Source organism: Prolixibacter bellariivorans ATCC BAA-1284, assembly GCF_000621705.1.
In the GTDB taxonomy this organism is placed as follows: Bacteria; Bacteroidota; Bacteroidia; order Bacteroidales; family Prolixibacteraceae; genus Prolixibacter; species Prolixibacter bellariivorans.
On the sequence record NZ_JHXO01000010.1, the window covers coordinates 118,790 to 130,194 of the forward strand.

Sequence of the window (11,405 nt, forward strand, 5' to 3'; positions counted from 1 at the left end):
TTAATTAATTGTAAACGCAATATCCGGATTATTTTGAAAATACTCCACCAATTCATCCGTTAGTTCAACACGTTTGTTCCGGGAAAACATCTGAACACGGATATTGTTTTTCACATCGAAAACAGCAAATTTCAATAGCGTATTACCACTATTTCCATTGAGGCGTTCACCCAATTCTTTAAGGAATTCATTGGTGATCGTTTCCGACGGAATTTCCAGCATCACGCTTTGCACCTGACTGCGCAGTTCGCTCAACAAGTCAATCTTGTTTACCTTAAATTCCCAGTCGTTGCTGTCGCGCCACCTTGGCTGAACTTTCCCTTTTACCAAAAGGAATAATCCCTGGCGGCAAAATTTTCCAAAGTTAACGTAATCGTTTCCAAAGAAATATACCTTATGCGATTCACTGTAATCGGTCAGGGTTATTGTCGAGAACGGCTTCCCATTTTTTGAAATGCCTTCGTGCGCTTCTGTTACCATTCCGGCAAACGTCAAATCGCGGTTGCGGAAAGCATCGATATTTTCTTTCAGCTGAGCTAAATTGATTCCTTTGGTACAAAAACTCTCGATTTCCAGTTTATAATCGTCAAGCGGATGAGCCGACAAATAAATGCCAATTAAGTTTTTCTCCTTGTCGAGTAAAACAATGCGTGGCCATTCCGGAACATTCGGAACATCGGGCCTTTTCACCTCAACCGCATTCTCACCACCAAACAGTGAGGCCATCGCGTTCTGCTTCTCCCCCTGCATCCGGCTTCCATAGCGGACCAGCGCCTCGATAAACGAAACACCTTCGCTGTTTTCGGCAAAAAACTGCGCCCGTTTCATTCCGCCTAGATTATCGAATGCACCAGCCATGGCTAATGATTCCATGTTTTTCTTGTTAACGGTTTGCAAATTCACCCGTTCAACAAAATCAAAAACATCGGTAAACTCACCGTTTTCTTCCCGTTCACGGATAATCTCATCAACAGCACCGTTACCAACACCCTTAATCGCTGCCATTCCGAAACGCAGGTCGCCTTTCTTATTCACAAAAAACTTGGCCCTCGATTCGTTCACATCGGGCCCAAGAACAGGCAACCCCATGTGATTCGACTCATCCATGAAAATGGAGATCTTATCGGCATTAGACAGGTTGCGACTTAACACGGCTGCCATAAACTCGGCCGGGTAATGCGCTTTTAAATAACCTGTTTGATAGGCGATGTAAGCATAACAAACCGAATGTGACTTGTTGAAAGCATACGAAGCAAATGCTTCCCAGTCTTTCCAGATTTTATCAATCAGAACTTCCGGTTTCTTGCCTAATTCCTTACAACCTTCCATAAATTTTTCGTTGCTGAGGCAACCATCATGGAATTTCACCTTCAGCTTGGCCATCAGGTCGAATTTCTTCTTACCCATGGCTTTCCGCAACGTATCCGATTCACCACGCGTGAACTGTCCCAGTGCCCGCGATTGCAACATCACCTGCTCCTGGAAGACCGTAATTCCGTAGGTATCATTCAGGAAGGGTTCCATCATTGGATGATCGTATACAATCTCTTCGTAACCATGCTTCCGGTTAACGAAATTGGGTATGTATTCCATCGGTCCCGGGCGGTACAAGGCATTCATCGCCACCAAATCTTCAAAACGGTTTGGCTTCAGTTTGCGCAACCATTTTTTCATTCCCGGCGACTCGAACTGGAAGATGGCCGTCGTATCACCGCGACCGAACAGCTCAAAAGTTTCCTGGTCATCCGGCGGCAGTGTGTCTATATCGATTTCAATACCACGGGAGAGTTTGATATTATCAAGACACTCTTTTATTATCGAAAGTGTTTTTAACCCCAGGAAATCCATCTTGAGCAAGCCAATAGCTTCCACGAATCGTCCGTCGTATTGGGTGGTAAGTAACTCCTCCTCTTTGGTAGGCATCACCGGCAGATGCTGGTCCAATGGATTTTTACCAATGAGGACACCACAGGCATGTACACCCGTCTGCCTTACCGAGCCTTCCAGCGTTTCGGCCAACCGGAGCGTCTTCGCAACCAACAGGTTCTCCGACTGTTTTTCCATCTCCAGTTGCGGATTCTCCTTGTAGGCTTTTTGCAACGTCATCTTCGGTGCTTCGGGCACCATCTTCGCCAACCGGTCGGCTTCCGGCAAGGGAAGCTTCAGTACCCGAGCCACATCACGCAAAGCCAGTTTGGCAGCCATGGTTCCGAAAGTACAAATGTGCGCCACTTTATCGTGACCATATTTTTTCGTCACCCAATCCAAAACCAACTGCCGACCGTCATCATCGAAGTCTATATCGATATCAGGCATCGACACACGGTCGGGATTCAGGAAACGTTCAAACAGCAAATCGTATTTAATCGGGTCAACGTTCGTAATCCCCGTACAGTAAGCAACGGCTGAACCCGCTGCCGAACCACGCCCGGGACCGACAATTACACCCATTTCACGTGCCGCGTTAATGAAGTCCTGTACAATGAGGAAGTATCCCGGGAAACCCATGGTTTTAATGGTTTCTAGCTCAAAGTCGATACGTTCTTTATTGTCGCCCGAAAACGCTTCGCCATAACGCCATTCAGCTCCCTTATAAACCAGATGCTTTAAATAATCTGCTTCGAATTTCACCCGGATCACCTTATCGTAGCCCCCCATCCGGTCGTAAGCTTCACCAAACTCTTCTTTCAGCTCATTCTCACCAAACTTGTTCCGAAACTCTTCAAGCGTGCTAAAGCTTTCCGGAATCGGGAATTCCGGCATAATCGGGCTGGAATCGAGATCGAAAAATTCAACTTTGTCAACAATTTCCTGTGTGTTGGCTAACGCTTCGGGAACATCGGAAAACAATTCATTCATTTCAGTAGTGGTTTTAAACCACTCCTGCCGGGTATACCGCATCCTGTTTGGATCGTCTATGTCTTTACCGGTATTCAGGCAAATCAGCAAATCATGTGCTTCGGCGTCTTCTTCATTAATAAAGTGTACGTCATTGGCGGCAATCAATTTAACATTGTGCTTTTGTGCTATATCCATCAGCACCTCATTCACCATCACCTGCTTGTCGTACACATCCATCTTCATCCGCGGGTCATCGGTACGATGCCGTTGAAGCTCCAGGTAATAATCGTCGCCAAATACACTTTTATACCATTCGATGGCTTTTTCAGCACCGGGAATATCGCCGCGCATAATTAGTTGAGGTATCTCGCCTCCCAAACAAGCTGACGAAACAATGATCCCCTCGTGGTACTTTTCCAGCATCGACTTATCGATACGGGGTTTATAGTACATCCCACGCGTATTCGCAATCGAAACCAGTTTCAGCAAATTTCGGTAGCCTTTCTCGTTCTTGGCCAGCAGAATCAGGTGATTTCCTGAACGATCAACTTTATCCGACTTGTCATCAAGGCTTCGGGCAGCAACATACGTTTCGCAGCCGAGTATCGGTTTTAATCCATTTGCCTTACAGTTTTCATGAAACTCTTTCATTCCAAACATGGAACCATGGTCGGTCAGGGCAACTGCCTTCATTCCATCATTTTTGGCTTTTTCGACCAAACCGGGTACACTGGCGGCTCCATCCAAAATGGAATACTGACTATGGACGTGCAAATGGGTAAATGGGATCATATGGTATATTTTTCGTTCCTCTGCTCAATACGTTCCCCTACCGGAATAGGTTTCCGGCAGGCTGTTTTTTCATCACTAAAGATAGAAAATTGACACCCGCGGATGAATTTTACTTTTCAACACCTTGTCAAAAATATCGTTTAGCGAGGGCACAAAATTATATCAACAATTCAACAAAGGAAATAGCCGTGCATAAAAAAGGGAGAACCGCTTGGTTCTCCCTTTTCAAACATGCTGTTAGCTGGCTATTTAATTGATCGTAATATCCCGGTTTGTGTTCGATATGGTCTGAATTTTGATATATGCAGAGGTTTCAAATTTCAAAGCAATCACTTCAAACTTCAACGTTGCCGGTACATAATTCTGGATTACAGATACCGGAATTGCCATTTGAAATGTGTCCTGTCCGGCGCTTCCGGAAAACGGCGCTATATTATATATCTGCTGGTCACCATCGAAAATTTTAATTTGGTAACCATCCGCATCAGCTACTTTATCCCACTTCAGAAAAACCTGATTTTGATCCGCCTGGTATTCAGCAGCAAGGATATGCGGCGGATACAGGAAGTCAGTTGTCAAATCGTTCGTATCGGTAGCCGTCATTCCGTCACTAAAGTTGACCGAGAAGGTGTAGGTTCCCGGAACTGGAACTGTTGAAGTCATCAACGAATCAGGCGTTTGCTTATAGTAAGAATACCCTGTCCCATCATAACTATCAAGCGGAACCGTCTGTCCATCGGGCGTTTGGACCTCTACGCTGGCCGCCTGTGCCAGCGTAATCACCGAGTACACGATTCCGTGAACCGTATCGTTATTATACACCGTGGTATGTGAAAATACATCAACAGTTGTGGTATAATCCGGCCTGGATTTTTTATTACATGACACTAACCCCATCAGTATCAATCCAACACCTAGTAACACATGCAATCTTTTCATAGATATTTATTTGATTTTACTATTGTATACTTGAATAAGATGATATTTGATAAAAAACGTTGCATTAAAATTACTCTTTTTATCAGAAATTCTTTCATTATGGCTTTTGAACCTAACTTCAAATTCATTCGAACCTAATCATTTGAAAACCATAGAACGGGTATTTCAGAATTAAAATATTGTTGTAACTTTGCCGAGCATTTAAAATTTTCAAAAATTAATTGTAATTTCTTATGCCAGTAAAGATTCGTTTAGCAAGGCATGGTCGTAAGAGACATGCTTACTACCACATTGTGGTAGCAAATAGCAGGGCGCCACGGGATGGTCGATACATCGAAAGGATTGGTTCTTACAATCCGAACACAAATCCTGCTACCATTGAGCTTGATTTTGACAAAGCTCTGGACTGGCTACAAAAAGGCGCCCAACCAACTGATACCGCACGTGCGATTCTTTCGTACCGTGGTGTAATGATGAAAAAACACCTCCTGGAAGGTGTGAAAAAGGGTGCTTTCGACGAAGCAGAAGCTGAAAAACGTTTTGAAGCATGGATGACGGAAAAAGAAACCAAAATCCAGGCTAAAGTTACTCGGTTAGCTGCTGAATCTGACGAAGCATACAAAGCAAGGCTGGAAGCGGAAGCAAAAGTTAATGAAGCCCGTGCTGCTGAAATTGCCAAGCGCAATGCAGACCTGGCTGCTGAAGCTGAAGCCGCCAACGCTGAAGAAGCTGCAGAGGAAGTATCAGAAGAAGCAGAAGCTGCTACTGAAGAGCCTGCCGCTGACGACAGTGCCGAAGAGAACACTGAAGCATAAGGTGTTCATTTCTTTGCTCCGACTTCGACGTTGGGAAAAAGAAATACAAAGCGATGGTCTTATCAGGCCGTCGCTTTTTTTATGTAACTTATCCGGACATCTAATTGGTTGAAACAATGATGAGGGCTATCATTAAAGAAGATTGTACAACAATTGGCTATTTGCAGAAAACACATGGACTCGACGGAAGTTTCTCCATGCATTTTGACGAACAGTTTGACTTAACGCTGGAAGAAGCAGAATATCTCTTTCTGGAAATTGACGGAGGTTTGGTTCCATTCTTTATCAGCGAAGAAGGTTTTCGCTTTCGTGGTAACGATGGTGCCATCATTCATTTCGACGAAATTGAATCACAGGAACAGGCCCGTGAATTTACCGGAAGTCCTGTTTGGGTATTTACCGATGAAATTATTGAATCGGAGGAGGACAATTCCCCTTCATTGCTGATCGGTTATGATGTAGTCGACCAAAAACACGGCCTGCTTGGCAAGGTAACAGACGTCGATGATTATTCAGGAAACCTGGTTATTACTGTCATCTTCCGTGAAAACGAAGTGTTGATTCCTCTTTCCGATGATGTACTCACGGAGATGGATGAAACCAACCGCCAATTAAACCTCATTTGTCCGGACGGCCTGATTGAACTCTATCTCGAATAATTCATCTTTTTTTCAACAGAGGTGCAACTTTAGCCAGACTTTAACGTCAATACTTATATAACCAAAAAGGAAGATCAAATGACATCAAAGATTTTTTCGCTTATGGTTGTTCTGGCTTTTGCCTGGAACTTAAGCGCCAAAGCTCAGGAAACGGATAAACGCACGCTGCCACCTTTTACGGAAATATCGCTAAGAATCAACGGTGATATCCATCTCACGCAGGGTGACGACCAATCAGTGGAAATTAAAGCCAAATCTTCCACCATCAATAAACTCATTACCGAAGTGAAAGACCGCAAACTGGTGATTCGGTACAGCACCACCAATTCGTGGTTCAAAAACTGGAATCCCGGCAAAGTAGACATTTACATTACGATTCCGCAAATCGACGCACTTTCAATTTCCGGTTCCGGGTCCATTCTTTCGGACGATGAAATTACGTCGCGTATTCTGGATCTGGCTGTCAGTGGCAGCGGCGATATAAAACTGACTGATTTAAGCGCTGAAAAAGTATCTGCCGCTGTTTCCGGTTCTGGTGACATTTACCTGGAAGGCAGCGATACATCCGATTCGTTTGAAGCTGCAATCTCTGGATCGGGCGATATAAAAGCATCCGAACTAAAGGCAAAAAATGTGAACGTGAAAATCTCCGGCTCGGGCGACTGTGATGTTTATGCTGTCGACCAACTCAAGGTCAGAGTTATCGGATCCGGAACGGTTCGTTATGATGGGAATCCGCAAATTGACTCCAATATTAGCGGTTCCGGCGGATTTAAGAAAGGACGTTAACAATTTGAATGATAGAAAAGAGCGGGAAGAATTTTTCCCGCTCTTTTTTTGTTCCATATTTTATTTTCGCAGGATCTGAATCTCACCGCTCACTCCCAGCTTAATGATGCTGGAAGGTAATACCGGGTTCCGATCTTCTTGTCGGTACTGAACCACATAATCTACTCCATCGACGATTTCCTCACTTACTTCATCGAAGAATGCCGGTGGAGACTCACTACTTATATTTGCCGAAGTAAAGACAATGGGTCTGCGGAAACGCTTTATCAATTGCTGTGTAAACGCCTCACCCGAGATACGGATACCAACGCTACCATCTTCCGCAATCAGATTAGTGGCCAGATTTTTGGCTCCCGGATAAACAATGGTCAGCGGTTTATCTGCCACATCCACCAATTCCCAGGCTACTTCCGGAACTTCCTCGATGTACGAATTCAACAGATTGGGATTTTCCATCAACACCAACATACTCATGGAGTCCTCCCGCTTTTTCAACTGGTAAATCCGGGCAACCGCTTCAGCGTTGGTCGCATCGCAGCCTATTCCCCAAATGGTATCGGTCGGATAGAGAATAATACCGCCCTTCTTCAATACCTCAACGGCTTGTCGAATGTCTTCCCGAAAATCGGATTCCATCATATCAAATTTTTCAATTAAACAGACACACCATACTCCCTCAAAGCATCGTTGAGTGATGTTTTTAAATCGGTAGAAGGCTTACGCTTCCCAATGATCAACGCACAGGGAACGCCATATTCTCCGGCAGGGAATTTTTTCATCCGGGTACCCGGAATAACGACTGAATTGGCCGGAATGTATCCTTTGTATTCCACTTCCTCTTCTCCGGTTACATCGTAAATTTTAGTCGACTTGGTCAGTACAACATTCGCTCCGAGAACAGCTCCTTCTTCCACTCGAACGCCTTCCACCACGATACAACGGGAACCAACAAAACAGTTATCTTCGATAATGACCGGGGAAGCACCAACAGGCTCCAGCACGCCGCCGATACCGACACCTCCGGAAAGGTGAACGTTAGCACCAATCTGCGCACAACTGCCGACAGTAGCCCAGGTATCAACCATGGTATTACTCCCGACCCACGCGCCAATATTTACGTACGAAGGCATCAGGATGGCACCTTTAGAAAGGAATGAACCATAACGGGCCACCGCATGAGGAACCACGCGAACGCCCAATTCCTTGTAATTTTTCTTGGTCGCAATTTTGTCATGAAACTCCAGTGAGCCAACTTCAATGGTTTCCATTCCCTGGATCGGGAAATAGAGGATCACCGCTTTTTTTACCCATTGGTTAACGGTCCATTCGCTGCCGTTTTTCTCGGCTACCCGAACTTTCCCTTTGTCGAGCATCTCGATAACTTCGCGGATGCAACTTTGCGTATCTTCTTTCTGCAGAAGGGAGCGATCTTCCCAGGCTGCTTCAATTGTTTCGATGTACTTATCCCACATAATATTCGTTTTAAATCACAAAAATACATATTCCGGTTCCGTAAAAAAACCACCCCCCCCGGCCGATTTGATTTCAGCAACTTTCAAATCGTAACCAACGTTTTGTATCTTGCCTGCATCTATTGGTTAATGTCCAATTTGAAATAACACGTTCCCTTCACAGTAAAAAGCAGGATTGGGAAGCTATCAGGAAGCAATTATGCACAAGGCAAGATTTATATATCGTACTGAAAATCCATACATCCGAACGTTGCAACGACTCATTTTGTTCTTTGCATTATTACTCATTTCTGTATCACAAGTCAAGGCGCAAGTCTACTTTCCGGAAGACATGAAACAGGTGTCTGGGAAACTGATTGATGCGGAATCGGGAGACATTGTTCCTTATGCCCATATTATTAATCAGCGCGTGCATGGAGGAACCATTTCCGATAAGAATGGTATTTTCTCCCTTCAGGCCGATCCGTCAGATACCCTTACGGTGAATGCCATGGGTTTTACAACCATGAAAATCATCGTGGCCGATTACCTCAAGAAAAACAAACAGTTGGTAGTATACAAAATGAAGCCCATCAGGTACCTGGTCGGCGAAGTGGAAGTAACCGGAAAAAACCAGAAGCTGGACTTGTACGGTGTTCCCCAGGGAAATAAATCGAAAGTGCCGATAGAGTTGCGTAGCGATGATTTTAAAGAGAAACCCCACTGGACTTCTGCTATTTTTTCACCTCTCTCGTTCCTTCACTACAAGCTTAGCAGGAACGAGAAAAACAAACGAAAGGCCATGGCCGCCATTATCACTGAGCAACAATGGGATAAATTTAAGCTGGTTTACAATCGCGACATCGTGCACAACATCACCGGACTGGATGGCGATACGCTCGATGATTTCATGGTTTACTGTAATGTACATATGAATTTGTACTACAGCGCCACCAGCCTCGAGGTTGACCAGCGGGTGCGGGAACTATTCAAACAATACAAGGCCGAAAAAATTCCCAACGACTCCATCAGCAATTAATTCGTGAAGTTTGCCTTAAAGTCGTTTTAGTAACCGGAACGGATTTCTAATTTTATTGAAAAATCCGTTTAGCTATGATTCTTCCAACTTTCAACGACATAAAGGAAGCGCACGAGCGCATCCAGCCATACATTCACCGCACGCCTGTTCTCACCAGCGAGAGTGTTAATCGTCTGCTTGGCGCAGAATTGTTTTTTAAATGTGAAAACTTCCAGAAAGTAGGCGCGTTCAAATTTCGCGGTGCCTGCAATGCTGTTTTTTCCCTTACGGAAGAAGAGGCCGCAAAAGGTGTCGGGACGCATTCATCGGGGAACCACGCTGCAGCGGTAGCTCTGGCTTCTCGCTTGCGCGGAATAAAGGCACGGATTGTGATGCCGGTAACAGCCCCCGACATCAAGAAAAAAGCGGTAGCCGGTTACGGAGCCGAAATTACCTACTGTGCTCCCACCCTCGAAGCGCGGGAAACAACCCTCCAACAACTCATCGACAAACATGGCATCACCGAAATTCATCCGTACAATAATTTTCGTGTGATTTCGGGACAGGGTACAGCCGCCAAGGAATTGATTGAAGAAACGGGGAATTTAGATATCATCATGACACCCGTAGGAGGTGGTGGATTGCTTTCCGGCACGGCCCTTTCCGCGAAAGCGCTGTTACCCAATTGCAGGGTTATTGCGGCCGAACCTGCCGGTGCCGACGATGCCTACCGTTCGTTCAATGCAGGACGCATTATTCCATCTACGCAGCCCAATACCATAGCCGACGGTTTGCTGACGTCATTGGGCGAGATGAATTTTGCCGTTATTCAGCAATCGGTTGACGACATTGTTACCGTGTCGGAGGAAGCCATTGTTGAAGCCATGCGCATGATTTGGGAACGGATGAAAATTATTATTGAACCATCATCGGCTGTTCCCGTGGCTGCCCTACTGGAAAAGAAAATTCAGCCGGAAGGACAAAAGATTGGAATCATCCTTTCGGGGGGAAATGTGGATTTAGGCAAACTTCCTTTCTAATAATAAATTTTCAGGTTACGAGGTTGTTCTTTGTTGAAATGCAATCCGGCCCGCTTCGTAAAACAGTCGAGATACTGGGCGCCACAGCCGAAAATATCGCCAAACTCGATAATGATGGATATCTCGTGGGCGCCACCACCAAAGCCGGCTAAATCGGAAGTTTGTATGTCATAACTGTAGCCAAAACGAAATGAACCGGTCACCAACGCTGCACTCAAAACAACGGCATCGTTATCGAGGTAGTGTGTTCCCAGGTTTTCGTTCTTAAAAACCGGAATTCCCCGCCACCAGGCGCCAAACTCCAACGACCGACTATACCAATAAGCACCAAAATCAAGCTGACTAAAGTTGTGCTGATGCTCGTAGCGGTAGCAAAATGCAGCTCGCCTGGGTTCTTCAATACGACTGACTCTTTCTCGCCAGATATTCATCCCTCCAAATACGACCATCTTCATCGATGTCTTGGCCTGATCATCCAAAAAGGAATAGCTGGGTTGCATCATATGCTCCACCGTTGTTCCTATCCAGTACTTTCTGGAGTAAAGAAAAAGCGAGGTATTGAAATCGAAATAGTTGGCTTTGGTTTCGGCCAGATAAGCATTACCACTCGACTGCCCTCCATTTACCAATCCATCAGGAAAAATCAACTTGTTCCTGTTCAAACTCATTTGTCCCAACGTAAATTGAAGTCCCGGAATGAATTGCAGGTTCTCTCCTAACTGTATACGATATGAATATTGCAAGCCAAGATAGGTCGTATTGTAATCGGCAGAACCGGCCTGATCGGTTACCATGATGGCGCCGAAACCACTGTGGTATTTATTCACATACATATCGCCTGAAACAGCATACGACTGGTATGCCTGTTTGATACCCGGCCATTGGTTACGATAGTTGGTTGTCACGCGCACCCCTCCGGTTGATCCCGCCAATGACGGACTCATGAAAGTAGGCGCTGCATAGAACTGAGAAAAGTGCGGATCTTGTGCATAAGACTTTGTCCCCAACAGAAACACCTGCAGTAGCAATATGAATGTAATACGTTTTATCATCCCTCGTAT

Annotated in this window: 10 protein-coding genes; 5 read left to right on the plus strand and 5 right to left on the minus strand. The window is 45.2% G+C overall.

Going from position 1 to position 11,405, the window contains the following annotated elements; translation table 11 throughout:
• Both dnaE and T426_RS0113905 read right to left on the minus strand, forming a co-directional pair.
• Positions 1–3,633 carry a DNA polymerase III subunit alpha gene (gene dnaE / locus T426_RS0113895; protein WP_025863096.1) on the minus strand — a complete coding sequence of 1,211 codons (3,633 nt, stop codon included), beginning with the start codon at positions 3,631–3,633 and terminating at the stop codon, positions 1–3.
• Positions 3,634–3,882: 249 nt separating this feature from the next.
• A complete protein-coding gene (locus tag T426_RS0113905; protein WP_027585863.1) occupies positions 3,883–4,572 on the minus strand; it encodes a hypothetical protein in 690 nt (229 codons plus the stop codon).
• Between the two features lie 233 nt (positions 4,573–4,805).
• Here T426_RS0113905 and T426_RS0113910 point away from each other — a divergent pair, with 233 nt between their 5' ends.
• The 3 genes from T426_RS0113910 to T426_RS23750 all read left to right on the plus strand — a co-directional run bounded on the left by T426_RS0113910 (position 4,806) and on the right by T426_RS23750 (position 6,835).
• Entirely contained in the window at positions 4,806–5,387 is a 582-nt protein-coding gene (locus tag T426_RS0113910) for a 30S ribosomal protein S16 (protein WP_025863094.1), read from the plus strand.
• Positions 5,388–5,503: 116 nt separating this feature from the next.
• A complete protein-coding gene (rimM, locus tag T426_RS0113915; RefSeq protein WP_025863093.1) occupies positions 5,504–6,046 on the plus strand; it encodes a ribosome maturation factor RimM in 543 nt (180 codons plus the stop codon).
• A 78-nt stretch (positions 6,047–6,124) separates the two neighbouring features.
• Positions 6,125–6,835, plus strand: coding sequence for a head GIN domain-containing protein (locus tag T426_RS23750; RefSeq protein WP_051538509.1), 711 nt, complete (start codon positions 6,125–6,127; stop codon positions 6,833–6,835).
• A 60-nt stretch (positions 6,836–6,895) separates the two neighbouring features.
• On the opposite strand, the gene T426_RS0113925 is transcribed toward T426_RS23750, so the two are convergent.
• Both T426_RS0113925 and T426_RS0113930 read right to left on the minus strand, forming a co-directional pair.
• Positions 6,896–7,474 (minus strand): L-threonylcarbamoyladenylate synthase, encoded by a 579-nt coding sequence (locus T426_RS0113925; RefSeq protein WP_234406385.1) that lies wholly within the window; start codon positions 7,472–7,474, stop codon positions 6,896–6,898.
• Between the two features lie 14 nt (positions 7,475–7,488).
• The gene (locus T426_RS0113930; protein WP_027585864.1) at positions 7,489–8,307 is read right to left on the minus strand and encodes a 2,3,4,5-tetrahydropyridine-2,6-dicarboxylate N-succinyltransferase; all 819 of its coding nucleotides are present in this window, start codon (positions 8,305–8,307) and stop codon (positions 7,489–7,491) included.
• Positions 8,308–8,506: 199 nt separating this feature from the next.
• Here T426_RS0113930 and T426_RS0113935 point away from each other — a divergent pair, with 199 nt between their 5' ends.
• On the plus strand, positions 8,507–9,325 hold the full coding sequence (locus tag T426_RS0113935) for a carboxypeptidase-like regulatory domain-containing protein (protein ID WP_027585865.1): 819 nt from the start codon (positions 8,507–8,509) through the stop codon (positions 9,323–9,325).
• 74 nt (positions 9,326–9,399) lie between these two features.
• On the plus strand, positions 9,400–10,344 hold the full coding sequence (locus T426_RS0113940) for a pyridoxal-phosphate dependent enzyme (RefSeq protein WP_027585866.1): 945 nt from the start codon (positions 9,400–9,402) through the stop codon (positions 10,342–10,344).
• Here T426_RS0113940 and T426_RS23755 read toward each other — a convergent pair.
• Positions 10,341–11,396 carry a PorP/SprF family type IX secretion system membrane protein gene (locus tag T426_RS23755; RefSeq protein ID WP_025863089.1) on the minus strand — a complete coding sequence of 352 codons (1,056 nt, stop codon included), beginning with the start codon at positions 11,394–11,396 and terminating at the stop codon, positions 10,341–10,343. The genes T426_RS0113940 and T426_RS23755 overlap by 4 nt on opposite strands.
• Between the last annotated feature and the right edge of the window lie 9 nt (positions 11,397–11,405).

Bases quoted from the DNA above. Each gene is read 5' to 3' on its own strand.
- dnaE (WP_025863096.1), bottom strand. From the start codon at position 3,633: ATGATCCCATTTACCCATTTGCACGTCCATAGTCAGTATTCCATTTTG.
- T426_RS0113905 (WP_027585863.1), bottom strand. From the start codon at position 4,572: ATGAAAAGATTGCATGTGTTACTAGGTGTTGGATTGATACTGATGGGG.
- T426_RS0113910 (WP_025863094.1), top strand. From the start codon at position 4,806: ATGCCAGTAAAGATTCGTTTAGCAAGGCATGGTCGTAAGAGACATGCT.
- rimM (WP_025863093.1), top strand. From the start codon at position 5,504: ATGATGAGGGCTATCATTAAAGAAGATTGTACAACAATTGGCTATTTG.
- T426_RS23750 (WP_051538509.1), top strand. From the start codon at position 6,125: ATGACATCAAAGATTTTTTCGCTTATGGTTGTTCTGGCTTTTGCCTGG.
- T426_RS0113925 (WP_234406385.1), bottom strand. From the start codon at position 7,474: ATGATGGAATCCGATTTTCGGGAAGACATTCGACAAGCCGTTGAGGTA.
- T426_RS0113930 (WP_027585864.1), bottom strand. From the start codon at position 8,307: ATGTGGGATAAGTACATCGAAACAATTGAAGCAGCCTGGGAAGATCGC.
- T426_RS0113935 (WP_027585865.1), top strand. From the start codon at position 8,507: ATGCACAAGGCAAGATTTATATATCGTACTGAAAATCCATACATCCGA.
- T426_RS0113940 (WP_027585866.1), top strand. From the start codon at position 9,400: ATGATTCTTCCAACTTTCAACGACATAAAGGAAGCGCACGAGCGCATC.
- T426_RS23755 (WP_025863089.1), bottom strand. From the start codon at position 11,396: ATGATAAAACGTATTACATTCATATTGCTACTGCAGGTGTTTCTGTTG.